Source organism: Shewanella donghaensis (assembly GCF_007567505.1).
Lineage (GTDB): Bacteria > Pseudomonadota > Gammaproteobacteria > Enterobacterales > Shewanellaceae > Shewanella > Shewanella donghaensis.
Map to the genome: position 1 here is coordinate 4,218,370 of NZ_CP041783.1, position 24,496 is coordinate 4,242,865.

Annotated in this window: 20 protein-coding genes; 11 read left to right on the top strand and 9 right to left on the bottom strand. The window is 38.6% G+C overall.

Annotated features, from left to right (window positions below; genetic code table 11):
- Positions 1–228: 228 nt before the first annotated feature.
- Entirely contained in the window at positions 229–438 is a 210-nt protein-coding gene (gene cspE / locus FPK91_RS17975) for a transcription antiterminator/RNA stability regulator CspE (RefSeq protein WP_144213007.1), read from the top strand.
- 504 nt (positions 439–942) lie between these two features.
- On the top strand, positions 943–1,341 hold the full coding sequence (locus tag FPK91_RS17980; RefSeq protein ID WP_144213010.1) for a hypothetical protein: 399 nt from the start codon (positions 943–945) through the stop codon (positions 1,339–1,341).
- A 107-nt stretch (positions 1,342–1,448) separates the two neighbouring features.
- Here the strand turns inward: FPK91_RS17980 and FPK91_RS17985 are convergent, their stop codons facing one another.
- Together FPK91_RS17985 and FPK91_RS17990 are read right to left on the bottom strand one after the other, a co-directional pair.
- Complete coding sequence (locus FPK91_RS17985; RefSeq protein ID WP_144213012.1) at positions 1,449–1,982, bottom strand: (2Fe-2S)-binding protein; 534 nt, start codon at positions 1,980–1,982, stop codon at positions 1,449–1,451.
- Positions 1,982–4,810, bottom strand: a complete 2,829-nt coding sequence (locus FPK91_RS17990; RefSeq protein WP_144213014.1) for a xanthine dehydrogenase family protein molybdopterin-binding subunit — start codon at positions 4,808–4,810, stop codon at positions 1,982–1,984. Before FPK91_RS17990 ends, FPK91_RS17985 begins: the two co-directional genes overlap by 1 nt.
- Before the next feature lie 259 nt (positions 4,811–5,069).
- On the opposite strand from FPK91_RS17990, the gene FPK91_RS17995 reads away from it, so the two are divergent.
- The gene (locus FPK91_RS17995; protein WP_144213016.1) at positions 5,070–5,309 is read left to right on the top strand and encodes a hypothetical protein; all 240 of its coding nucleotides are present in this window, start codon (positions 5,070–5,072) and stop codon (positions 5,307–5,309) included.
- Positions 5,310–5,378: 69 nt separating this feature from the next.
- Here the strand turns inward: FPK91_RS17995 and FPK91_RS18000 are convergent, their stop codons facing one another.
- The gene (locus FPK91_RS18000) at positions 5,379–6,470 is read right to left on the bottom strand and encodes a GGDEF domain-containing protein (protein WP_144213018.1); all 1,092 of its coding nucleotides are present in this window, start codon (positions 6,468–6,470) and stop codon (positions 5,379–5,381) included.
- A 111-nt stretch (positions 6,471–6,581) separates the two neighbouring features.
- A complete protein-coding gene (locus FPK91_RS18005; RefSeq protein ID WP_144213020.1) occupies positions 6,582–7,487 on the bottom strand; it encodes a LysR family transcriptional regulator in 906 nt (301 codons plus the stop codon).
- A 118-nt stretch (positions 7,488–7,605) separates the two neighbouring features.
- On the opposite strand from FPK91_RS18005, the gene FPK91_RS18010 reads away from it, so the two are divergent.
- On the top strand, positions 7,606–7,851 hold the full coding sequence (locus FPK91_RS18010; protein ID WP_144213022.1) for a hypothetical protein: 246 nt from the start codon (positions 7,606–7,608) through the stop codon (positions 7,849–7,851).
- Positions 7,842–8,810 (top strand): sodium-dependent bicarbonate transport family permease, encoded by a 969-nt coding sequence (locus FPK91_RS18015; RefSeq protein ID WP_144213024.1) that lies wholly within the window; start codon positions 7,842–7,844, stop codon positions 8,808–8,810. The genes FPK91_RS18010 and FPK91_RS18015 overlap by 10 nt, the downstream gene beginning before the upstream one ends.
- Before the next feature lie 86 nt (positions 8,811–8,896).
- On the opposite strand, the gene FPK91_RS18020 is transcribed toward FPK91_RS18015, so the two are convergent.
- Positions 8,897–10,963 carry an HD domain-containing phosphohydrolase gene (locus tag FPK91_RS18020; RefSeq protein ID WP_144213026.1) on the bottom strand — a complete coding sequence of 689 codons (2,067 nt, stop codon included), beginning with the start codon at positions 10,961–10,963 and terminating at the stop codon, positions 8,897–8,899.
- A gap of 854 nt (positions 10,964–11,817) precedes the next feature.
- Here FPK91_RS18020 and gloA point away from each other — a divergent pair.
- The 3 genes from gloA (at position 11,818) to FPK91_RS18035 (ending at position 14,481) form a co-directional block, all read left to right on the top strand.
- The gene (gene gloA, locus FPK91_RS18025) at positions 11,818–12,201 is read left to right on the top strand and encodes a lactoylglutathione lyase (RefSeq protein WP_144213028.1); all 384 of its coding nucleotides are present in this window, start codon (positions 11,818–11,820) and stop codon (positions 12,199–12,201) included.
- An 88-nt stretch (positions 12,202–12,289) separates the two neighbouring features.
- Entirely contained in the window at positions 12,290–13,390 is a 1,101-nt protein-coding gene (locus FPK91_RS18030; RefSeq protein ID WP_144213030.1) for an alkene reductase, read from the top strand.
- Between the two features lie 227 nt (positions 13,391–13,617).
- Positions 13,618–14,481, top strand: a complete 864-nt coding sequence (locus tag FPK91_RS18035; RefSeq protein WP_144213032.1) for a DMT family transporter — start codon at positions 13,618–13,620, stop codon at positions 14,479–14,481.
- Positions 14,482–14,569: 88 nt separating this feature from the next.
- Here the strand turns inward: FPK91_RS18035 and FPK91_RS18040 are convergent, their stop codons facing one another.
- Positions 14,570–17,158, bottom strand: coding sequence for a M1 family metallopeptidase (locus tag FPK91_RS18040; protein ID WP_144214553.1), 2,589 nt, complete (start codon positions 17,156–17,158; stop codon positions 14,570–14,572).
- Positions 17,159–17,458: 300 nt separating this feature from the next.
- Here FPK91_RS18040 and FPK91_RS18045 point away from each other — a divergent pair, with 300 nt between their 5' ends.
- Positions 17,459–18,205, top strand: coding sequence for a phosphatase PAP2 family protein (locus tag FPK91_RS18045; RefSeq protein WP_144213034.1), 747 nt, complete (start codon positions 17,459–17,461; stop codon positions 18,203–18,205).
- Positions 18,206–18,229: 24 nt separating this feature from the next.
- On the opposite strand, the gene FPK91_RS18050 is transcribed toward FPK91_RS18045, so the two are convergent.
- Positions 18,230–20,158 (bottom strand): winged helix-turn-helix domain-containing protein, encoded by a 1,929-nt coding sequence (locus tag FPK91_RS18050; RefSeq protein WP_144213036.1) that lies wholly within the window; start codon positions 20,156–20,158, stop codon positions 18,230–18,232.
- A 219-nt stretch (positions 20,159–20,377) separates the two neighbouring features.
- On the opposite strand from FPK91_RS18050, the gene FPK91_RS18055 reads away from it, so the two are divergent.
- Positions 20,378–21,127, top strand: a complete 750-nt coding sequence (locus FPK91_RS18055; RefSeq protein ID WP_144213038.1) for a sterol desaturase family protein — start codon at positions 20,378–20,380, stop codon at positions 21,125–21,127.
- A 107-nt stretch (positions 21,128–21,234) separates the two neighbouring features.
- Here the strand turns inward: FPK91_RS18055 and FPK91_RS18060 are convergent, their stop codons facing one another.
- A complete protein-coding gene (locus FPK91_RS18060) occupies positions 21,235–21,888 on the bottom strand; it encodes a DUF1707 SHOCT-like domain-containing protein (RefSeq protein ID WP_144213040.1) in 654 nt (217 codons plus the stop codon).
- 393 nt (positions 21,889–22,281) lie between these two features.
- Here FPK91_RS18060 and FPK91_RS18065 point away from each other — a divergent pair, with 393 nt between their 5' ends.
- Complete coding sequence (locus tag FPK91_RS18065) at positions 22,282–22,941, top strand: nitroreductase family protein (protein ID WP_144213042.1); 660 nt, start codon at positions 22,282–22,284, stop codon at positions 22,939–22,941.
- A gap of 253 nt (positions 22,942–23,194) precedes the next feature.
- On the opposite strand, the gene FPK91_RS18070 is transcribed toward FPK91_RS18065, so the two are convergent.
- Positions 23,195–24,379 carry a patatin-like phospholipase family protein gene (locus FPK91_RS18070; protein WP_144213044.1) on the bottom strand — a complete coding sequence of 395 codons (1,185 nt, stop codon included), beginning with the start codon at positions 24,377–24,379 and terminating at the stop codon, positions 23,195–23,197.
- Positions 24,380–24,496 lie beyond the last annotated feature (117 nt).

The window sequence follows — 24,496 nt, forward strand, 5'->3', positions numbered from 1 at the left end:
TGGAAAAATAAAAGCTTTACAATTTTTCAAACTAACGTAATATACGCCTTGCTCTGGATTACAGAGTTATTAATGAAACATCAAGTAAAAGTAAAGCCTCAGAATTCTTCGTTATCGTAGTTCCTCTGTGTTTCCCTTAGCTTCATCGTCACATTAAATAATTCAGCACTCAGCGCATCGCATATTTGCGATAAATTTTTTAATTCTTACTTATATAAGGGACACATTATGTCTAGCACTACTGGTATCGTAAAATGGTTTAACGAAGACAAAGGTTTCGGATTTATTACTCAAGACAATGGCGGCGCTGATGTATTCGTACATTTCCGTGCAATCACTTCTGAAGGTTTCAAAACTTTAGCTGAAGGCCAAAAAGTTTCTTTCGATTTAGAGCAAGGTCAAAAAGGCCCACAAGCAGCTAACGTAGTTGCTATCTAATTTGAAAGTCTACGTAAATGGCTAGCCATTTACGTTACTTCAAATAATTGATGTCAAAGTAAATCTTAGATTTACACTAATTTGTCAACAATTATTAAAAAAGCGAACTTAGGTTCGCTTTTTTGTGTCTTTTTTTTATGATTTTCTACATCTACATCTACATCTACATCTACATCTACATCTACATCTACATCTACATCTACATCTACATCTATATCATTTAGTAAGCTGAATATTGAGTTTTCTTAATGACTACTCAATGAAATCCTTTCAATAAATGCTCAAGATAACCCCAAAACTGACTTTGACGATCAATCTAGGCTAAATGATCTCTAGTATTGATCCGACATTGATGTTTCTCTATCGCCTTCTCGGTAATAAACGTTAGGAAATATAGTTAGCGCTTTAGTGGTGAAGTATTAACAAATTCTAAAGCTACCTTTTACATTCATATCAACAGCCTTTAAGCTGATCCTTAATTTCTGATTAATAAAAGAATTACTGATGTTTTTTACAAAGAATTTGAGAGTATTTCTAATCGTTGGTGGCTTAATCACCATGATTGCCGCTATTTATGCGTTCAACCCAGCATTTGCTCTTAAACAAATGAATGGATTAGAGTTTGATGCTCAATATGTATTTTTGTTTAGACATTGGGGCATCATGGTCGGCTTAACAGGGCTATTTATTGTGGCATCTGCTTACAAAGTGGCTTGGAGAGAACCAATTATTTTGTTCTCATTTCTAGAGAAGCTATTTATGGTTTACCTCTTTTTTAGTAACTTTTTTAATCCAGAAACGGCTTATTTGAATGCCAAGTTTATTCCTTTTGTAATAACTGATGTCACTATGTGTTTATACACCTTAGGTTATTGGTATGAACAACGAAAAAGTAAAATTTGAATTAGCATTATTTATTGATTACATATTAGTTTCTTAACAGAAGGCTACCCCATAGGGTAGCCTTTTTGAAGCAAGAAAGTCATAACAGTGGATTCATTGATATTGGTTTATGTAGTTAAGCCATCGGTTGATAGAATGAGCTCTTTGACTGCTTGGTAATATTTTACATATCCGGTACAGCGACAAACATGTTCCCCAAGCGCCTCTGAAATAACGGCTTCTACATCTGCTTTTTTTATCGGTGACTTCTTGATTTTTTCGATTAATGCCGTCGTTTCGTTGGTGAAGCCTGAGGTACACCAACCACATTGAAAGGCAAAGTTTTTGATAAACACCTCTTGCACGGGACTAAGTTGTATTATTTCCCCTACATCATTGGTTTTGGCATGTCCTTCAATGGTTCTAATTTTAAAATTATTAAAAGCATGGGCGCCAGATATGCATGTTCTAACGGTACTACTTGTTCCATCATCGTTATCAACAATGACAACGCACGCATGACATATACCTTCACCACAGCCAAATTTGGTTCCTGTCATGTTTAAATACTCATGAAGAAACTCAATCATCATGACATTGGTATCGACATCAATAGGACCGACTAATTTATTGTTAATCGTTAAACTAATATCACTCATAATTAAATCGCCTTCATAATATCTTGTGGGGTAACAGGTAAATGATAGAAACGCTTATTGGTTGCTTGATAGATAGCCTCAATAAGGGCTGGCACCACAGGTATCATGACGACCTCAGCAACGCCTTTAGAGTCATCAGAATCTGATAGTGGCGGCATAATGGTATGTTTCATATTCCATACACCATTATGTTTTGCAAAAGGGACTTGATATCTATCTAAGTTCCATGTGCCTGTACCTGCACCTGTTTCATCATCCGGTAAATGCTCATAAAGGGCATGGCCTACTCCCATGGTTAAGCCACCTTCTAATTGGCCTTCTACTAGTTCTTTAACATGTACGTTTCCTGGTTCTATCCATGTATGTGTACCGAGTATTTCTACATTTCCAAGCTTAGTATCAACAGCTATCTCAACTAAAGTTGCGCAAGGGGTGTAATAGGTGACCATGGCATTGTTCATACTGGTTTTAGGGTAGTCCACGGATAAGCGTTTAATGACTTGGTAACCAGCTGCATTATATTGTTGCTTCTGTTCAGCTGTGGCGCCTATACCATATTGAACAGCGATAGCATCGAGTGGGTAATTTTGTTTTTCGCCATTAAAGTCAAAATCTGCAGTTGCCCATTCCCAGCGGTTAAACGCATGGGCCATGACAGAAGTCACTAACCCCATAGCATGGGCTTTTTTCGCAAGTAGTTCAAAGGCGATAGGTTGTTGACCTTCAATCACTAACGCACCTAGCTCCCATTTGTATTTTATTGCAGGGTTCATCTTAACTACTGAATCGTTCTTATTAATAATGGCTTGAGCCGCGGGTAATAAGCTATGTTGAAGGATGAGTTTTGCTGCGTGTGCTGTTGCATGGCTTTGAAAAAATGCTGATTGGCTCGCGGATGAGGCCATTCCGATAGTCGGTGTCCACGTTGGTTTATTAGACATTTCATCCTGATGGGCTTGAGACATAGTATAGGGGCTGTCGCTTTCGATTAACTCCATGGCTTCAAACTCTTTAATTTTTGCCATATGCACTTCATCAGCCATATTACCAAGGTATTTTGTAATTAATGTACCTTGTGAGGTCTCGGTTCCTGTGCCCATTTCAATTGAGCAAACTTGCACAATAATTTTACCTTCAGGTGTAATGGCTACTGATGCTGATGGCGCTTCTGCACCAGTGCCATAATCCTTAGTCGCTATACCAAAACCTACACCATATTTTTTTGTCGGGTGAGCTTTCTCATAATCCAGTTTATTCTGTTTCCGCTTAGTCCAAATCTCATGTTTCTCTGCAAGGTTGAGCATTTCAATATAACGGGCACTTCCGTTTGGTATCGCGCCTTGAGTGTTTTTCTGTCCTGTTTGGAAGGCATTAATTCGTCTGAGTTCGAAAGTGTCGATATCTAAAGCTTCTGCAGCTTCATTGATCATCATTTCCATCGCCCCCATAGATTGTAAAGTACCATAGCCCCTCATTGAGCCTGCATGTGGGGTTGCAGAGGGGTGGCACCAAGCTTGAATATCATTTCTAGGTAAGTAATAAATACTTTGAATTGCACTGGCTCCAACCATGGTCACAGAGTCAGAATAGTTTTTCCTGCCTCCTCCAGCTAACACCATATCGGCAACTAGCCCGGTGATTTTTTTGGTTTTTTTATCAAAAGCCAATTTGTGGTTCATATTGAAAGTATGGCGTTTAAGTCCTGATTGAAATTGCTGGAAACGATCGTTAGCAATCCGAATAGGGTTAGTACTATAGAGTGAAGCTATGATGCCGTAGTAAGGAAATATCGTATGGTCTTTTGCTCCGAATCCTCCACCAATGTAAGGGGTATGAACGATGAGTTCTTTGATGGAAACACCTAATGGGCTTTTGGCGATCACTTCACCCGCTTGAGCGTAGAAATCTTGCGGGGATTGAGAACATATTACCACGTGTAAGCGATCATTTTTCTTATCTAACCAACCATTGAATGCTTCTGGCTCTAACATCATTGGCTCAATTGATTGGGTAGTAAATTTTTTATCGATAACTAACCAATCAGGGTTAGCTAAATCTTTACGTAATTCACTAGCGTAAAACATGGCTTTTTCTGTGGCATTTCCAGTTTGGTTTATGCTCGCATTCCAAACGGGTTTGTGATCTTTATAGTCAGGGAAAATTAACCCATCATGCAAAGTACTATAACGATCCTCTGAGGCGCTGCCAGCATCTCCCTCTTGGCGAATGATACGCCAACAGGCATAAGGATCTTGGTTTAAAGTGACCAGTGGCGTCGTTTCACCCCATTTAAATATTGCGCTACTAAACTCTATTTGGGCTTTGGCTTTTTTGAATTTAATGAATGAGTCAAATAATAGAATAGCAACTTCATGGCCTTGGTAATCAGGTGTTTTTCCTAACTCTAGTAGCATATTTTCGCCATAGAAATCGGGCAACTTAAGTTGGTTATCTTTAAGTGTTTGTGCAGTAATTGTAAAGTAAGGTTTGGCGTCTTCTGGGATACTTGATAAGTCTAAATCTACAAGAATTTTATCTGCCTGGTTAACCCTAATGACATAACCATAATGTTGTTTTTGGGGCCAGCCGGGAATATCTTGAGCTCGATAATCTCGACCATAAATTTTCTGTCCAGTAACCTTTTCAATAGCATCATATCGATAAGATGGCTTAGCCCCTGCATTCCATTTGGCTTTAAGTTTTTCAGATACAGATGCCGCGAAGGCTTTTTTCTTATCGAAAATCATCGGTGCGCTGTAGACTGCAACACCGCCGATAACACATTTTTTAATGAAACCTCGGCGTGATAAATCCGTTTGACCTGTGCTCATATTAAATTCCAATTTTAAATATTCTATGTTTAATGCATTATGACTCGTAGTAACAACTCGCATAAAAATTATAGTAGAAGTACATAATTTTGAGTAAAACATTGAAGGAATTTGTTGCTATGATTTAGATTAGTTTCAATAACGGTACATTATTATTTGTTTTTTGATTGCCGTTTTAATTTTTAACTGATTAAGTTATTTTTTTGTTTATTTATTTATTTATTTATTTTTGCATTGTTGATAGGGCTTTGGAGGGAGGATGACTGATAGGCTTTTGATAATATTAATTAGGCTTTCTATTACTATTGGTCTTTGTTTAATATTATTAGGTGTGTATCTACATAACTTCAATGACGCCGTTGCTTCAATGGGAGTGGACGGCATTATTATCAGTTCAATGTGTGTTGCTTTCGGGATGGTGCTGTCGTTACCTACAAAAATGTATTTAACCTTTCTTTTGGTTGTTAGAGAGTCTGAGAAAAATGAAGATTTGAACTAAGCCGTTAATCATCCATTAAACCTGCTAATCCTGAAATTATCCCTGATGAATGACATATAAATTGGATCGTTAAGTTGAGACTTCTTGACGTAAAACCTGATTTCTACCGGCGTTTTTAGCCTGATATAAATAACTATCAGCTAAGGTTAGTAATTTAGTTTTATCGACAAAATGTCGTTGTTCAGCGCTAATTGTCACAACTCCAGCAGAGGCTGAAAGAAACCCTGTTTCAGAATCCATATGCACGATGTGAAGCTTCTCTATTTGTGATGGAAGGTCTTGAAGCCATGATGTATTTTCAGCCGAATAAACTGAAACTAAAATAAACTCTTCGCCACCAAAGCGCACCACCATATCAGCACCTTGATTAGAAAGAAGTTCTGCAAAATTCACTAATGCTTTGTCACCCATAAGGTGACCGTAACGGTCATTATATTTTTTAAAGTGGTCAATATCGATCATTGCCAGTGACAAGAATTGCCCTTTTTTTAAGTTACATAAAATAGCTGAAAACTCTTTATCAAAAACATAGCGATTATGCACGCCAGTGAGCTTATCTGTTTCGGCTTTTTGAGTTTGTATTAATTCATATTTATATTGCTTCCTTAACAATACATCAGTTTGATATTGCATTGCTGTCATGACCATAACGGTCATGATATAGAAATTGATACTCCATATAATATCGACATTAGTTGTTAGTTGAATGATTATCAGGGCAATACCCAGTATGAGCCAAATCATGAATTTTTGCCCCAAGTGCAGCATGGGAATAGCGGTAATAAAAATGGCAGACAGCATAGGCCCACCTTCATGCAGTTCTTGGTGGCTTATGGCGTAGGTATAAAAGAAAAAGCCGTTAATGAGTGTGAATAGGGAACCAAAAAAGAGTAAAACCGTATCAAGATAAGCCGCTGTAGATTGCTTAATGCTGAGGATCATTATGATGGCAAGGATAATAGTGATACTGCGAACTACGTTGACAGCTAAGGAGCTAGCATTGGCGGTGAGTAATGAAGACAAGCTGAACGCGAGTAGTACCGCAATGATTAAAAATCCCATAACGATAGTGTTTAAACGTGAACGTTCGTTTAGAGATTTTTGAAATGAGAGTTCTGCTTTAGTGTCTAAAACAAATTTAGCAGGCAACCATTTTATCATCTAACTTCACCGTCTTTTAAAGTGAGAATTTTATCGTTCTATAACCTAACATTATAGTATTGTTAGATTTTATTGCTAATTTTCTTATCACTTTTATATTAAATAATCTCCTTACTGTTTTGAAGCCTTAATATGTTCGAGGAATTGCTGTGCGACTATCGTTTGGCGTTTGTTTTTAGGCCATACAAAAGACCAATTGGTTTTAATCGGTAGTTCCTTTATCGGTAAACAGATTAACCCATTTTGTTCGCCGTAAGACAAGGTATGCGCTGACAGTATTGAAATGCCCAATTTGGACATCACGCAATGTTTAATCGCTTCATTGCTTTCTATGGTCATTTTAATATTAATGTTGGCTTGCTGGTTTTGCAAAAACTCTTCAATAGCATGTCGGGTGCCCGAACCTTTCTCGCGCATTAAAAAAGGTTCATTGCGAATATCCTCTAAGGTTAAGTTTTTACGTTTAACTAATGGGTTTTCAGGGTGTGCAATGGCAACTAATGGGTTCTCCATAAATGCTAATGTATGGCAGTCAATATCATTTGGAAGGTGGCTGAAAACATAGACATCATCGACACTTTGCTTGAGTCTTTCAATCGTTTGTTCACGGTTACCGATATTAAGCTGCACTTCAATATCGGGAAATTGTTCACAAAACGGCCCTAATAAGTGCGGAATTAAGTATTTTGAGGTGGTGACGACTGATAAACGTAACGTCCCAGATTTGAGCTTTCTCATATTATTTAAGCGCATATCAAGACGAGCAAAACTATCTAATACTTCTACGGCAGTTTTGACCAGCTCAAGTCCAATATCAGTGAACATAAGCTTTCGATTAGACAAATGATAAATCGGCTCACCAATAGCATCGGCGAGCTTTTTCATTTGGATAGATACCGTAGGTTGGGTAAGAAATAGTGACTTGGCGGCTTGGTTGATACTGCCTTTATCATGAACGGCTAATAAGATTTCCAGTTGTCTTATTGTGCCGATATGAGCATGTAGCCGAGATTGCATATTTCTACCTTGTATAGATGTTTGTCTATATATTGTATGTATAAAATCAATTTTTATCTATGTATGTATTTTGCGATAATCAGTTTAATGACTCGCAACGAAATACATAGGTGGCTTTATGAATAATCGACAGTTTTATTTCAACGTGTCCGTGGGATTGATGTTGTCGGGACTCGGTTGGATTATCTTGCAAATTGATGCTGCTGGCGGGGCATTACTCACGGTTGGTTTAATGCTGACCTGTTTAAGTATTGCGCCTATTTTTAAGTCTATGTTGTTGAAAAACAGGAAAGGTAATACCGTGTTATCGCCGCTAACGATGCCTGAAACAGCCGCTAGTTTTGGTGATGTAAAATGCAAATAGATGTCAGCATAGCTTTCTTTTTAATGGGGGTATTTGCGGTTTTGGTGCGTGCTGATATTCAATTTCCTAGAAGCTTATATCAATCCCTGATTTTATTTTTGATGATTGCCATTGGTCTAAAAGGTGGCGTCGCACTGGCTGAGCATGCGTCTTGGGCGTTGGTGGTGCAATCTATCTATGTCATCTTATTTGGCTTTGCTCTGCCATTAATCGCCTTTCCTATCTTATATTATATCGGTGCATTGAAACGTGATGATGCTGCTTCCATAGCTGCCCATTATGGTTCAGTTAGCGTAGGTACTTACGCTGTTGCTGTGGCTTTTTTGGAAGCGAAAGGGATTCATTACGAGGCGTATATTCCACTGTTTGTGGTATTACTTGAAATGCCGGCCATTGTAATTGGTATTTTATTGGCTAAAAGTGGCGCAGCACCTAGATCAAAGAATAAGAGTAAACAGCAGGTTAGTGCAGATCGTCAAACCTTATTGCATGAAATGTTCTTTAATCAGGGCGTGGTATTAATGGTGGGCGGTTTAGTGATTGGTTACTTTGCTGGCGAGGGCATTGATAAAGTTGCACCACTATTCTTCGGGTTGTTTAATGCGGTACTGGCACTCTTTTTACTTGAAATGGGCATGGTCGCCGCAAGTCGCTTAAAAGACCTGAAGCATATGGGTAGCTTTATGTTGGCTTTTGGTTTTGCGATGCCGATGGTGGGCGGGGTTTTAGGTTCATTACTTGGTGTGATGATGGGCTTATCTGTTGGTGGTGTCACCTTGGTTGCGGTATTGGGCGCTAGTGCATCCTATATTGCGGTTCCTGCAGCGATGCGGATTATATTGCCTAATGCAAATCATAGCTTATCAATCACGGCGTCACTAGGAATTACATTTCCTTTTAATGTCTTGGTGGGTATTCCTGTGTATTTAGTTGTCTCACAGTGGTTGTTGAGCTTTTAGCTGATGTCCTTGAAATGGATCATCTAGTGAGTGATTGCCAATCGTGCCAGTAGGCTAATTGTTTCAATAGGTTTTCATAAAAAGGCTTAAGTGCTCATGAATTTTTTTATGGTTTCTGAAAATTGGCTTACACCGTGTATGTTTTGTTCATCAATATCGAGATGATTTAATTCCAGACCAATATTGAATGTTGTTAATTCAAGTTGGGCTTCAATGGTTTCGCGATCAAGGTGAGTATGCTGCTCAGTGATAATAATGAAGTCATCACCAAATACTCTGAATATCATTGCTTTAGGTAAAAATTCAGTTAATTTTTTAGCTATGCGGATTAGTTGCTCATCACCCTCTAGCCAACCATATTTTTTATTGTACTGGCTAAAATTAAGCAAGCTAATAAAGTAACAGCAGCGATAATGCTTCTCAAAGGGGTCATCATTCAATGAGATGATATGCTCTAGATAGCGATAATTATAGAGACTAGTGAGTGGATCTTTATAGTAATAAGCCAGTCTCGCTTCTTCAAATTCATCCTTTAAATAATTTTGTCCCACAGGGCTGAGATTTATCTTTTCCAAAACGGGGAGGGCGGCTTTAACCGTAACAGGGCAAAACTGTTTACCTGCGAGTGCTTTTATTTCTTCGATTGCTGCTGCTTTTGTTTTACTGGTTTTATATATGCGTTTTGAGGTCATAGCGTCAAATGCATCAACCAAAATGAGAATATGAGAAAGAGGACAGATTTCATCACCTTTCAACCCTCTTGGATAACCTGTCCCATCATAATGCTCGTGATGACATCTTATAATTTCGGCGTGCTTTTTAAAGGCTTTGATAGAAGACAGTAACTGGTAACCGCTGTCTAAATGCTGTTGAATAATTTTATATTCTTGTGAATTGAGCTTGCCAGGTTTTAGTAAAATAGTATCTGGTGTCGATATTTTACCAATATCATGCATGACTGCTGATTCGAATAGTATTTCTACTTCGGTATGCGAGAACCCCATTTCTTCAGCTATAAGTACAGCGTAGCGAGCTACGCGTTTAGTATGTCCTGCAGTATAACTATCACGCCTCTCAACTAGATCCAGCATTGATGACAAAACTTGTCGGTAATTTTTTACATCTTGTTTTTTATGCCGTAACGCTAATTCGCGTTCTTTGTTTTTGATCGTGTTTTTTTCTATTACATATAAACAAATCACTAGCAGAACCGATAAAAAAAAGGCAACGATTGATACCAGTTTATTGTAAAACTCTTGCTCGGCGACAAGCTCATTAATCTCTTGTTCGACGGTTAATTCTAAATCATCGATGTAAATGCCGGTTGCAATTACCCAATCAAATGGCTTAAACAGTTTGGCATAAGCTAGCTTCTTCACAATTTCATTATTGGTCTGGCGTTTAAAGTAATATTCGAAAAATATCTCGCCTTGATTGTTAATTCCTTCAAGTTCTACTTGGTAGGGGAAGTTACCTTTAATATCAGGCGTTTTGGTTGATAAAAGTAGGCCTTCTGTTTGAGGAAGATTGGGGTGGATTTTTCTAGTGGCATAATCAACCCCTCCTTCATAGTTATGTATTTCATTCACCCAAACATAAGTGTCGGGGTTTTGCATTTCAATGATTCTAATGAATGAAGTAATTTTCTTTTGAGCCGCATTGATTATTTGAGTTTGTGACAATGATACTGTCATTTCCATATCATCAGTTAACACCGCAGTAGAGCTAATATTTTTAGTATTATCAATACCAGCGACGGCAATGCTTGAAGCCGATTCGCAAATCAATTTTTCGTTGTGAAATATGGCAATATCGAACTGATTATCAATACTGTTAATTTGGGGCAATAATGGACAACGCTCACCTGCAGGGACGCTATTTAACAGTAATTGAAATTGCTGTGATTTATTTTGTAGTAGGCGTTGGTGCCTTTTATATTCAGCATTCAGTGTTGAAGCTGCAGCGATATGGACTGATGATACGATATCAGTAATATGCTCTTTTTTTAATTTTATGAGGTTTTCATTGATAAGGTTTTTCTGTTTTTCTATTACATAATTTTCAGATCGCATATCTAGATACAAAATAGATAAGCAAAATGAAAAAACGATAATACCAAAGAGTAGTGATTTTTTTACTGGCAGGGTCATCATTTAGGAGAAAGACTCCTTACCAAAGTGAAACTTTCAATAAGGGCAAACGATAAGAATTGGATATAAGGGTTATTCAAAGCTTTAGTCGTGATTAAGCTCGTGGAAGTTGTCATTTTAAGAATGATTTTCAACGGGTAATATTGGTTATTTAGGGAAGGAGTATGAATAATTTTACTGTATTTTATTTGCCCCATTATTAATTCTCCCTTATCAGTCCGTTATAGATACTGTAGCTTATTTTTCGTTGGTTATATAAATTACCTAAATTAAATCTTATTAAAAATGCAGTTTTTAATCATGTTGTGACGTCAGCCCTATTTTAGTCATACATAATAAAGAATTGGAACAGATATCACCTGCTCCAATCATTTTTAAATGAGGTTTCTATTTTAGTCTCAAAATATTGCTAATAATCTATCATTAATGACCTCTTCAAAGCTTTGAGCTTAAACTCCGGCATCGATTAATACCATTAGGATAACAAGTGGTTTTACGCTATTTAAGAATGTCATTTATGTGACTTTTTCTGCTAAATATTAAGTGTGCGTTGATCTAATAAATAATTTATTGGAAGAAATTAAAAGCGTTATATCGACATCAGAGGGCTCAATCTCAGCAAGAATTTACTCGCGCGAGTATTGGTATATGCATTAGCAAGGCTATTGATACTTTTTATAATAAAATCATTCATAACAAAAAATTATCGATATAAGAATTTTTAATAATTATTAATATAAATCAATATCCCTTAAAATAGCGTTATTAAATGGATGCAAGTACATCCTATTCAAATTTTTATCATTACGCTGATTGGAATCTAATGGCGAATGAATCAGTAACGCTAAGGGCATTTTATGAAATTTTTACACACCATGATCAGAGTTGCTGACCTAGAAAAATCTATTGCTTTTTATACTGATGTTTTGGGTATGAGCGTGTTAGATAGAACAGAAAACACAGATTATCGTTATACCTTGGTTTTTGTCGGCTATGCAGATCAACCGGGTGGCACCAGCATTGAATTGACCTATAACTGGGATACTGACCAATACGAGATGGGTAATGCATTTGGCCATTTAGCATTAGGTGTTGAAGATATCTATGCTGCTTGCAATAAGATTAAAGATTTAGGTGGCAGAGTGACTCGCGAACCCGGCCCTGTAAAAGGTGGCGATGTCCATATTGCCTTTATTACTGACCCTGATAACTACCAAATTGAACTTATTCAGCTGAGTTAACGGACACTCGCGACAATTTTGATACGCTGAATTAGCAGCTGGGCTTATTTATATAGGCCGCTGCAGACCCATTTTTGAGGAATAGAATATGAAACAATCATTATTTCAAACAATACAATTAGGCCGTCACACACTCACTAATCGTATCGTTATGCCACCAATGACCCGTTCACGTGCTTCACAGCCTGGCAATTCAGCCAATGACATGATGGCCGAGTATTATGCTCAACGTGCTAATGCGGGTCTTATCGTTGCCGAAGGCACACAGATTTCAGCAATGGGCCAAGGTTATGCATGGACTCCTGGTATTTACAGCGCAGAACAAATTGCAGGTTGGAAGAAAACGACTGATTTAGTGCATCAAAAAGGCGGGGTTATTTTTGCTCAACTTTGGCATGTAGGCCGCGTGACGCATCCTGATAATATCGGTGGCGAGCAACCGATTTCATCTTCAGCGCTTAAAGCTGAAAATGTAAAAGTCTTTATCGACAACGGTACCCAAGAACCCGGTTTTGTTGATGTTGTTGAACCGCGTGCGATGACAAAAGACGATATCAAATCAGTGATAGAAGAATATCGTCAAGCAGCGCTTAATGCGATTGAAGCAGGCTTTGATGGTATTGAACTTCATGCTGCCAATGGTTACTTAATTAATCAGTTTATCGACTCAGAAGCGAATACTCGCACAGATGAATATGGCGGCAGTATTGAAAACCGTTTACGTTTTTTAAGTGAGGTGGTTGCGGCAATGGTGAGTGCTATTGGTGCTGACCGAGTCGGTGTGCGTTTAGCGCCGTTTACTTCACTTAATGGAACCGTAGATGCAACACCTGTAGAAACCTATACCGCAGCTGCAGCATTACTTAATACCCATAAAATAGTGTACTTACACATTGCTGAAGTCGACTGGGATGACGCGCCAGAAACGCCAGCAGGCTTTAAAAAATCGGTACGTGAAGCATTTGAAGGTGTATTAATTTATGCCGGTAAGTACAACGCAGACACAGCAGAACAAGCCATTCAAGATGGCTTAATTGATATGGTTGGCTTTGGTCGTCCATTTGTGGCAAATCCAGATTTACCTAACCGTATTAAAAATGGATACCCGTTAGCGGCGCATGATCCTGCAACCTTATTTGGTGGCAACGAGAAAGGCTTAACGGATTACAGTGAGTATCAAGACCAGTAAACTTTAGCGAAGCGGATCTTATTCGTCGTTACTGGCTAATTGTTTCTAGTTAAACTTAGTACTAGTACGGTAAAATTAAATAGCGATATCTCATGACTGTGATATCGCTATTTTTTTGTCGGTTTGGTCTATATTCATGTGATAAGCGGTTACTGACTTTCCATTCTCAATTTTGATTAAGCCAATCTGACTAGACGCTTGCTCTTACTATCTTTAGAGGCATCATAATGCACGGAGCCGTATATCTTTTTGTGGCCACTTTATTGGCTGCTGTTGGTTGGATCGCCACTAAATTAGTTGTGGTTAGCGTCCCGGGCGAGCTGTTTATCAGTACTCGCTTCTTATGTGCTAGCCTGATTTTGCTGCCATTTTGTTATAAAAGTTTGTGGCGGTTGCGCGCTAAGCAAGTGCTGTTAGCTTGCGGGGTCGGGGTGTTCTTAGGTTTAGCATTATTGGTATGGGTGTATGCGGTTTCAATAAGTAACACCTTATCTGAAGGGGCATTTATCATGAGTTTAGCCATGATTATTGCGCCAATGACGGCATGGCTGTTATTTCAAATTAAACCTAATAAAGCCTTCTGGTTAGCACTGCCGATGAGTATTGCAGGTATGATGCTACTGACATTAACTAACGGCTGGCACATTGAACCAAGCCAGTGGTATTTCTTATGTGCGTCAGCATTATTGTCAGTGCACTTTGTATTGAATAAAAAGATAAGTGGCAGTATCAAGCCGTTAGATTCTATTTGTTTGCAGTTGTTTGTTGTGGGCTCCGTTGCCGCTATCTATGTCCTCTATACTCAAGAGTTTAGTTTTGAACTGAACAATAGCGTGATATTTTGGTTTGTTCTTTCCACTGTTATTGCCACTTCTGCACGTTATTTATTGCAGACGTTAGGTCAGTATCAAGTAAAAATGGAAACCGCGGCATTGATTATGATTTTAGAACCTATTTGGACCATGATGCTCAGTTTCTTAGCGTTGGGAGAAACGTTATCGCTACAGAAGTTAGCTGGCGGCGCAATAATTTTTAGTTCCTTATTTGTGTATATTAAGCTATCAAAACCGCCTAAAGTTATTGAATCATAATAGCGATATTCAGTTTGGTTCAAACATTAAAGAGCCAGTCATGTGACTGGCTCTTTTTTATGGTGCTTTGTTGATGCTACTTAATAAATTATAACTGGCTTAAGTACTTTTCAACGCTGGCAAGTTCACGTTGCTTTAGGCTGACGCAGTTGTTAACACTTTCATCGAGTTTGGCTAAGGTGCGGCTAAATTCAGGTGTTTGTTCTGCTTTTGGCTTAAAGAATGCGTTAGTGGTATTCAATGCTTCGATGTCACAACCACTGCCGGTATATGATGGGATCATGGCAACTGCAAATGGAGGCAGTTTAGTTTTAATTGCGTCGTAGTTGGTATAAACCCAATCTCTAAAGCGCTGCTTACGGGCATCAGTATAGCTCTGGCCTGATATGATGTAGCGTAAATCTGGCGCATTTACTTTATCGGTCAAGCTATATGCGAGCACGCTGTTTTGCAGCTTTTCCGTAGGAGCATAACCTAGGGCATACATTAAACGGGTGCGCTTTTGCGGATTTTTAGTGACTTCAAATTCGGCTTTAACTTTATTTAACACAGCTTCATCACCGTAATAAACCGCAATTTCAAGGTAAGTACCGATAAGATATTGATCAACTTCTTTACCTTCAAGGTACAAGTTAGCCTGTTCTTTAGCGGTGGCAATAGTGGCCTTATCTTTGGCTTCAAAGGCTAACAAGCTGATTAACGTCGGGCGTAATTTACTGATTGACGCTTTTTCGTCTGCTTTAGCTGTGGCGCCGTATTTATTAATGGCACTTTGTGCTCCTGAGGCAATGAATTTAGCCCACAGGTCTTGGTTAGAGTCATCAATAAAGGTACGTTTTTGTGACTGTAAGTAACCTAATGCCGTTGAGACAATTTGTGGATGTTGATCATCAATAAATGCACCCAAAATTTTCAGTAACTCCCCACCAGAGATAAAGCCTGCATCAAGTAGAGCATCAGCTGCTGAGATTAAGGCTTTACGTTCACGTGCTGTAAGTTGGGTTTTAGCATTGGCTAATAAGTTAGCCATTTGTGTTTCATCTAATAACCAGCGGTAGTAACCCATGGCATCAGAGTCTGGGTAAATCCAATCAGGACTGAATGCCAATTTGATGGTTTGAGATTGACTGTTTAATAAGATGGTCTGTGTTTCAACCTTATCACCTTTACCGTATTTAACCGATACAGGTACAGTCCAAGATTGCTTATCAGCTTTAGTCCCTGCATTTACAAAGCGGGTTTGGGCCAGTGTTAACTTGTCGCCTGCTAATGACACATCGATTAAAGGATAAGATGATTGCTCAATAAAGGTACTTAAAATACTGCCAACATCTTTACCTGAAGCTTTTGATAATGCATTCCATAAGTCATCCGCTTCGGTATTTTTAAAGGCGTGATCTTTTACATATTGGCGAATACCTTTGTTAAACTCAGCTTCGCCGATATAGTTTTCAACCATATCCAGTACCGCTTCACCTTTGCTATATGCCAATCCTAGACCGTCCATAATATCGGCTTCGGTTTTAATTGGCTTTCTGATGGGCTTAGTTGATACTCGCGCATCCAATGCCATTACGTAGTTTTTAGATAACGCTAAGTTAGATTCAAACTCAGGATGAATTTGTTCGGTGATTTTAGCCGCCATCCAGCTTGCAAAAGCTTCGTTTAACCACAAGTCATTCCACCACTGCATAGTGACTAAGTTGCCATACCATTGGTGGGCAAGTTCGTGAGCGATAATTGAAACGGTGGTTTTTTTACTATTTTGGCTAGCATTTTTTTCATCGACTAACAAAATGTCTTCACGGTAGGTCACAAGGCCCGCGTTCTCCATTGCGCCAAATGGAAACTCTGGCACTGCAACACTATCAAGTTTTTGATAAGGGTAATCGACACCAAAATAATCTTCCAATGCGCTTAGCACTAATGGCATTTGTTCGGCTGCGTATTTGGCGAGCTCGATTTTGCCTTTGGTCGTAATCACACGTCCTGGCACTTTCATGCCTGTGACTTCAATTTCTTCAAATTGACCCACTGCATAGGCAACTAGGTACGAGGATATCGGTTTAGTTTGCGCAAATACGTGAGTGGTCATGCCATCTTGGGTGTCGACAGAAAGCTCTGGGGTATTGCTGTAAACTTTTTCGATACTCGGCGCTGTAATGGTAACTTGAAAAGGAATTTTGTATTCAGGTTCATCAAAGCTTGGAAAGCTGCGGCGTGCATCACTCATTTCAAACTGAGTAAATAAGTATGGCAGGCCACCATCAATGGTTTTATACAGGCCGACAGATTGACGGTTATAAGGGGCTGTGAAATCCATTGAGAAAGAATATGCACCAGGTTCGATAGTATGTGGGCAGTTAAATAACACCACCCCGGTATCTTGCATGGTTACATCAAGTTGGCAGTCTTTATTCTTATCTGAAGTGGCGTCTAATATGATATTTGTTGCAGTGTATTCTAAACCGTTAAGCTGTAATTGCTTAGTGGCTTCAAGTACTTCAATTTGAATTTCAGTGCTGCCTGAAAACTGATCTTTTACTGGATCTAAGTTGAGCTTAATACTTTGTGATATTGGTTTGGCGACTTTACTTAGCACGTATTCATTGGCTAAGGCGTCGGTACTTCCCACAAATGAGAGCGTAACCAGTCCCGCAGTGACGATTCGATACATGTTGTTTCCTGTTGTTTTAATGATCATTCCATGATGTTCAATGGCATTGATTTGAATTGAGATTCGAATATTTTTATGAAAGTGAATCATTTCTGTGCTGATTCTATGAGAGCATAATACAACAAATTAGTAACAAGCGGGGGTGGTGAATTCAATAGTGTTTGCCACTTGTTGTAACAATTTATTATTTTCATAAGATTTAGCTACTTGATGGTAATCATAGGGAAGATAAATACCTTTATTTCACATTATCGAGTTTATAATTTATACCAAGAGTCGTTTAAGAGTTGATTGGAAAAGATGAAGCAACATTTTCAGGTGCTAAAGTTTGGTGTATTAGCGATATTAAGTTTGTTTGGCTTACTAGCTTTGGCCGCTTTATTACTGCCAGCCCCCCAATTAGCCGTGCCTTTATCTGAAAGCACCGGACTGTTTTTGAGCATACTGACAGAATCAGCAGGTATGCCATATTTTCTAATAACAGTGTTGATTGGAGTAGGGCTAGGTTATGCGTTTTTAGATAACCACAAAAGTTGGTTAAGGTTTGTAGTGCAATTTGGCATTGTATTAACCATCGCCTTTTCGCTCAAAGTGGGTTTTAAATTGTTGACGGCAGAGCCTAGACCTTATGTGGATTTATTGGTTAATGCACAAGTTGTTGACTCAGTTGATGCTTTTTATCAACTCAGTAAGGCTGATAAAGCCGAGGCGATTAATCATGTTGAAACGCTTTATGGCAGTGTGAGAGTGTCTAACTGGTTAGATGGCACTAATTACTCTCTTCCGTCAGGTCATTCGTTATTTGTGGCTATTTTTGTGTTTGTTATTGGTGGTTTATTATTGCAAAAGCAGCAGTGGTTGCTTGCAACAATGGTGATCACTTGGGGCTTAGGGGTCGCATTGAGCCGAGTTTATCTTGGCATGCATAGTTACCTCGATATATTTACCTCTTTGCTGTGTTCATTAATCTCTATTTTCTTGTTGCAAGTATTACTGTTTATTTATCAACGAATTGACTCAAACCAGTCTGCTTCGCTGTTAAGGTGATGGTTATAAAACCTTTTTGCTGACTTATTTTGAATAGCGCTTTATAGATGCATCATCTAATCCCAGCTTGGCTAACATTGCCATATACCGAGGGTCGTGACGAATACCTGCAAATCTAGGGTCATGTTTGGCGAAAATGAGGCAATTTGATTGGTATTCTACGGCTTGATCTAGCAGCGGAAATACCTTTTCTGTTTGGTCCATTAACGCGAATATCACCGCCGTTTCGTAGGGGCACATATACAGCTGTTGCTGCGTCGCCTGTTTTATTAATGGCAACACCTTATCTGTATGTCCGCCAGCCGCATAAGCTTGAGCCAATAGAATTAAGGGGAATGGGTCTTGATGACTCAAGGCAACCCCTTGCCTTGCTAGGGTAATACTTTGTTCTATATCGCCATTAATGTAGTGGGCTACAGATAAGCTCAGTAATGGGTAGGGCATTTGAGGGTGTTGTTGTATCTTGCGTTTTCCCCAAGCGATTGCAGCATCAACTTCACCGACCATCATTAATGCCCATAAACCCCATTCGGCTATCTCTTGATTTAATGGGTCTAAGTTGTCTGCTCGCGCCACTGATAGCTGTACTTTATCTGCTTCGCCTAGTGCCGTGTAATATAGGGCAAAACCCAGCTCTGTAAGCGCCAGATTCGGGTCTAATTTCTTCGCTCTGTTAAGCATTACCCAAGCATCTTCCCATAACATGGCATGGATATAAGCCATACCTAATGAGGCTTGAACGCTTGCTGAATTAGGGTTTATGGCCAGCAGTTCAGTGGCTGAAGCAATGACTTTAGGTAGCACATCCTTAGGTTTCTCAAATAAAATCATCAAAATACGATAAGCATTTGCTTTGGCAATGTAGGCAGCTTCAAAGTTTTTATCTAATGTTATAGCTTGAGAATAGTAGTCTATGGCTTGCAACACTGAGTCATGACTCATTTGGGAAAGTAGATATTGTCCTTCAATATAACGTTCATATGCTGCTAAGTTACGAGTAGGAATATGTGTTAATTTTACCTTTTCATCCTCAAGAATAATGACCTGTAAGGAGGATGATATTGAGGATGCTATGTCATTTTGAGAGGTAAAAAAATTGGTTTTATCTACTTGAATATCAAAGCTGCCATCCCAAATTATGATTCCTGTATCTATATTTTCTAACTCTGCAGTGAAACGTAAATCACCATTTATGGCTGTTTTAACCACGCCATCAAGTACAAAATTGACTTCAGGTAATTGCTCTTTTATATGAGTGCGTACTTTATTCGCTTTGAAGGTAAAAGCTGATGGCGGAGGGACCACTTTAATCCCAGATACTTTGCGTAAATCTTGGATTAATTCTCGAGTTATTTGATCTGCAAATGGTTGCCACTGCTCAATATCATTACTTGAAATAGACATGGGGACAACCAGTAAGTAAGGCTCTTTTATTGCTTGAGCTGATGGTGATTTTTGCAAATTAACGCCGCTAAATATTATTATTGTGATGAATGAAAATAAACCAATAATAGCGAGTTTTCTGCGGTTATTTTTGATTGTGTTCGCGAGCTTTATAGTCGCGGCAGGCTTTGAATTAGTCTGATTAATAGGGCTGTCAGTTGAGTTGTTTGAGTCATTTCCTGGAGTAGATAAAGGCTCTTTGTACTCCGCAACATCAGCGATGAAATGGTAGCCTCTAGATCTAATCGTGTTGATGACTTTCTGCTGTTCGCCATTATCGCCTAATGCCTTCCTAGCACTTTTAATATGGTTACTAAGTGTCGTATCTGAGACTTCACGACCAGCCCATACCTGTGTTAGTAGCTCGTCTCTAGAAATAATACGTGATCTATTCTCAATTAAATAAATAATTAAATCATAGACCTTTGGCTCTATTGATAAAGCAAGACCCTCTTTACTTATTTGATATCGTTCAGTATCAATCTCGATGTTGTTAAATCGAAACAGCATTCATAATCCCTTATTTGATTGGTATCTTCCTATCTAGGTGGGTTAATCAATATTAGTCGAAATATTTGATTATTTATCTTCAATTTATTCACATTTAGCTTTCTATTAACTAAGTGTGAACCAATGAATACTAAATCGTTATCTAACCTTCATGTTTCTTAAGCTGATGTGGGCAAAATTAAATATCCATCAATTGAAAATAAATTAAGGAATTCAATTATGCCTTCCCCACTAGAAATACTGATAGACCCCATTTCTATCATCCTACTGTCGATTTATTTAGGCTTAATATTTGTCGAAGCTGTCGCACCTGGTCAGCAACAAGAAAAAGTAACAGGTTGGTATGCAAAGTCATTGTTGGTTTTTGTATGCTACTTTTACCTTTCAACATATTTGCCATTGATATGGGATAAGTATTTACTGCCATTTCAACTTTTAAATCTTCAACAGCTAAATCCAATAGTCAGTACGATTATCGCAGTGCTGATTTTTGAACTTGGTATCTACATTTGGCATCGAACGATGCATAAAACACCGTTGTTGTGGCGGACTTTCCATCAAATGCATCATAGTGCGGAAAGATTAGACTCATTTGGTGCGTTTTATTTCAGTCCATTAGATATGATTGGTTTTACGCTAGTTGGTAGTATTAGCCTCAATGTGTTTGTTGGCTTGTCACCACAGGCTATTAGCTGGTTTTTGTACATAACGATGTTTCTTGCTGTTTTTCAGCATACTAATATCAGTACTCCACAGTGGCTGGGGTATTTGATTCAACGGCCAGAGAGCCATTCGGTGCACCACCAAAAAGGTGTGCATGCATACAATTATTCTGACTTGCCCATTTTCGATATTCTGTTTGGCACCTTTAAAAATCCGCCACGATTTGCAGATAAAATTGGCTTTTATCAAGGGGCTTCATACCGAGTTAAGGACATACTCTTATGGCGTGATATCTCTAAACCATGATTAATAGGGACATGTTTGGCGATAGCCAATAGCTATTGGCCAAAAGACTAGCCGCATGCGCGAATTATTCTGTAAATTTTCGCTCATCGCGCGGCTGTGGTGAACCACTAGTATTTCTTAATATCAAATGCCGCTTTAAGATTATTGGCAAATTCAATAAACTTCTCTTTGATAGTGCGTTTGATTGTGACATCCAGTGAACCCAAAATTACTTTACCTTCAATGGTTATAATCGGGGACTGGCGTTGAGCAATAGAGGGGGCATTATTTTCAATGCTACTGATGATGCCGTAAGTTTTACAAACGACATTGATACCCTCTGGGACATAAATACTGCTACTGCCTAAAAGGCAGTTAACATTGATGGTGACGTGTTGATGCTGAAAGATCGCATCAGTAAAATCTAAAGTTGTCTCACCTAATACGTTATTTAAGTTGATGACTTTAGGTACTATCCATTGTCCACTGCGTTCATTATTACCTAAAATACTGGTTAAACTTAGCTCTTCATCAGCGGTTTTATTGCCATAGTTAGGCGTAAATTGGTGTTCTTTTTTATTAGTGTAATCTGTATCAGCCTTCATGGTTAAGTCTGCGGTCAAGGCGATAATCTCTTTATGGTCATTTGAATTCATCGCGTCATCTAGGCGTCTTTCGAAGGCTTCAGCTGATATCATGCCATGGCTATAATTGACTATTAGTTGATCGATGACTTCCTCTCGAACTTGCTCAATAGGGCGGTCTTCTAAAATTACGCTCATGCTGTCACTCCTTGGACTTTATAGTACATAGTTTTGTTTGCTTAATAGGCTGAGGTTCAGCTTATATAGTGGTTAAATAGTAAGCAAGCTTTGCACCATGTAATAATAGTCTTTAATATCAGTATTTTATGGTTTTCATTAATGTTGCGTAGTTAGTTTAGCTACGTTGATTAGTGAAGTTGACTGAAAATATTAGCCAACTTCACTATTTATCACTGCAAAATGTGTGCTGTGAATATCATAATGTGATTAAATCTGCATGTTTTAAGCGATAATGCTAGCGAACTATTGTGGTGTTTAAAGTCCGTAATGATTGGTGTTGCTGGCTCTTTTTCTTATTTAAGGAAACGCCTAGAATGCTTCCCATCGGCATCACCCATGAGGAAAATCATTATGTCTCACCCAATCATTGCAGATCTGAACAAACGTTATACGGCTAAAAAGTACGACTCAAGTAAGCGTATTTCATCAGAGGACATGGATGTATTGAAAGAAGCTATTCGTTTATCTGCTTCTTCTATTAACTCACAGCCGTGGAAATTTATTATTTTAGAAACTGATGTTGCAAAACAGCGTTTTCATGACACTTTTGCCAATATGCATCAGTTTAATCAGCCTCACGCTCTTGAAGCATCACATGTGATTTTGTTTGCACATAACCCACATTTCACAAAAGACGACTACAGAAAAGTGGTTGATGCAGAAGTATCTTCAGGTCATTTACCTGCTGATATGTACGATGGGATGTTAAACGGTGGTTTCACTTTCGCTGAATCAAACACTGACGAAGCAGGTTTTAACGGCCATTGGACTAAAGCGCAAATTTACATTGCCCTTGGTAATACATTACATGTACTTGCACGTTTAGGTATTGCCTCTACACCGATGGAAGGTGTTGATTCTTCATTAATTGGCGAGTCATTCAAAGACGAACTAGGAGGTTATGTTTGTGAATTTGCACTGGCAATTGGTTATCACAAAGATGGTGAAGATTATAACTATGGCCTTCCTAAAGCGCGTTTAGCAATGGAAGATGTTATCACCGTACTTTAATCATTAGCATATTATTTGCTGTTATAACGGGATTAATTCCCAGGATTAGCACCTATTAAGAAGCCAGTCATTTGACTGGCTTTTTTGTTTATTGCAGTTGCTTAACCAGTTCGATAAATTGCAGGTTTGTCGTAACTATTGTCGGCCCACTTCCATCTGCATGGTGACCGACTCTTTATCTAAGGTTAAGTCTGTTGCAATAGCATTAATTTGCTGATGTTTACTTGGATCGTTTAGCGATTGTAAGTTGATATCAATAAGGCAAGGTCTTTTGCCAAAGCTTGTCCGATGTGGCTTTATCGTAAGCGCTGTTATAAAGCGCCTGCATAAAAGCTGGGTCGAACATTTGATCGGTAGATTTTGGTGCGTTGAACTTATCGTCAATGTAAGTAAAAGATAAGTTGTAATGATTGATCTCACTAGAATACAGCATTCTAAATAAGTCACCTCTAGCCTGTTGCACTGTCAAACTATTCAAACTTCGAGTTAATAGCGGTAGCCCTTTATCTTCTAGTTCTTCATAAGCTGACTTAAGCATGCCATTTCGAATAATGTGAATTTGAGGTGGGCGCTTTTTGGCTAAAGCATCATTGACCAAGCTGTAATTGAAATTACCAGGGTCGAAAAACATTTGTGAGTTCATTCCTCCATCCACATGTAATTCTTCAAGAATTTCACCGTTAACATTAACGCGTATGAATTGTGGTGGAAAAACCCCAGGAATAGATGCGCTGGCGGTTAATATTTGATGGATTAAACTGTACTTGTTTTCTATATCACTTTCGGCAATCCTGCCAATATTCCACACCATTAACTCGCCAGAATCAAACTGCGTGGTACCAATAAATAATCGGCGTCCCTTTTGGTGTTCTAGGGCGATTTGGTCAATTATCTCTTTAGTATATGTACTCTCAATTAAGCCATACAAGCTTTCGCCATCGGTGAATGCATCTTTAATGAGTGTATTGAGAAAGTTCTCTTTACCTAGCAACATGTCATCGTTGATGCTCAACATTGTATCTTTAAGATTAGCGATTTGTTCGCCGCCTAAAAATGTAAAAGGTGCGATTAATGATCCTGCGCTGATACCGGTGATAATACTGTAATCTGGCAGCTTATTGTTGTCATAAAGCCCATTAATAATCCCTGCACCATAGGCTCCATTGGCGCCACCACCAGATAGAACCAGAATATTTAATTGCTCATCACTGGTCTTTAGTGGTGTTGAATTAGTTATTGGATCATATAAAAAACCAGGCGCTTCACTGCCCCAAAAGCGATAAGGTTCAGCACTTTTTATCCCAGTTGTGGTTTTGCCAATTTTTGCCTGTTTGTAATTGTTAGCATCAACACGCAACTCTAGTGGGTGATGAGTACTACAGGCTGTAATGAACAGCATCAATATCATTACACGGGGCAAGCTCTTTAGCATTTTCATTCTGTTTCCTTTATTCACCAGCATAGATTCACTAGCGTTAGTGATTGCATATGTGGTCAATATTAAAGCGATTCACTAAAGCTGATAAATCGCGTTTGAAGGATAAGACCCACACAT

Excerpts from the sequence above, each read along its gene's own strand:
- FPK91_RS17980 (WP_144213010.1), top strand. The coding sequence starts at position 943 with ATGTTTTTTACAAAGAATTTGAGAGTATTTCTAATCGTTGGTGGCTTA.
- FPK91_RS18020 (WP_144213026.1), bottom strand. The coding sequence starts at position 10,963 with ATGATGACCCTGCCAGTAAAAAAATCACTACTCTTTGGTATTATCGTT.
- FPK91_RS18055 (WP_144213038.1), top strand. The coding sequence starts at position 20,378 with ATGCCTTCCCCACTAGAAATACTGATAGACCCCATTTCTATCATCCTA.
- FPK91_RS18030 (WP_144213030.1), top strand. The coding sequence starts at position 12,290 with ATGAAACAATCATTATTTCAAACAATACAATTAGGCCGTCACACACTC.
- FPK91_RS18045 (WP_144213034.1), top strand. The coding sequence starts at position 17,459 with ATGAAGCAACATTTTCAGGTGCTAAAGTTTGGTGTATTAGCGATATTA.
- FPK91_RS18050 (WP_144213036.1), bottom strand. The coding sequence starts at position 20,158 with ATGCTGTTTCGATTTAACAACATCGAGATTGATACTGAACGATATCAA.
- FPK91_RS18035 (WP_144213032.1), top strand. The coding sequence starts at position 13,618 with ATGCACGGAGCCGTATATCTTTTTGTGGCCACTTTATTGGCTGCTGTT.
- FPK91_RS18065 (WP_144213042.1), top strand. The coding sequence starts at position 22,282 with ATGTCTCACCCAATCATTGCAGATCTGAACAAACGTTATACGGCTAAA.
- FPK91_RS18015 (WP_144213024.1), top strand. The coding sequence starts at position 7,842 with ATGCAAATAGATGTCAGCATAGCTTTCTTTTTAATGGGGGTATTTGCG.
- FPK91_RS18005 (WP_144213020.1), bottom strand. The coding sequence starts at position 7,487 with ATGCAATCTCGGCTACATGCTCATATCGGCACAATAAGACAACTGGAA.
- FPK91_RS17990 (WP_144213014.1), bottom strand. The coding sequence starts at position 4,810 with ATGAGCACAGGTCAAACGGATTTATCACGCCGAGGTTTCATTAAAAAA.
- gloA (WP_144213028.1), top strand. The coding sequence starts at position 11,818 with ATGAAATTTTTACACACCATGATCAGAGTTGCTGACCTAGAAAAATCT.
- FPK91_RS18010 (WP_144213022.1), top strand. The coding sequence starts at position 7,606 with ATGAATAATCGACAGTTTTATTTCAACGTGTCCGTGGGATTGATGTTG.
- FPK91_RS18040 (WP_144214553.1), bottom strand. The coding sequence starts at position 17,158 with ATGTATCGAATCGTCACTGCGGGACTGGTTACGCTCTCATTTGTGGGA.
- FPK91_RS18060 (WP_144213040.1), bottom strand. The coding sequence starts at position 21,888 with ATGAGCGTAATTTTAGAAGACCGCCCTATTGAGCAAGTTCGAGAGGAA.
- FPK91_RS18070 (WP_144213044.1), bottom strand. The coding sequence starts at position 24,379 with ATGAAAATGCTAAAGAGCTTGCCCCGTGTAATGATATTGATGCTGTTC.
- FPK91_RS17995 (WP_144213016.1), top strand. The coding sequence starts at position 5,070 with ATGACTGATAGGCTTTTGATAATATTAATTAGGCTTTCTATTACTATT.
- cspE (WP_144213007.1), top strand. The coding sequence starts at position 229 with ATGTCTAGCACTACTGGTATCGTAAAATGGTTTAACGAAGACAAAGGT.
- FPK91_RS18000 (WP_144213018.1), bottom strand. The coding sequence starts at position 6,470 with ATGATAAAATGGTTGCCTGCTAAATTTGTTTTAGACACTAAAGCAGAA.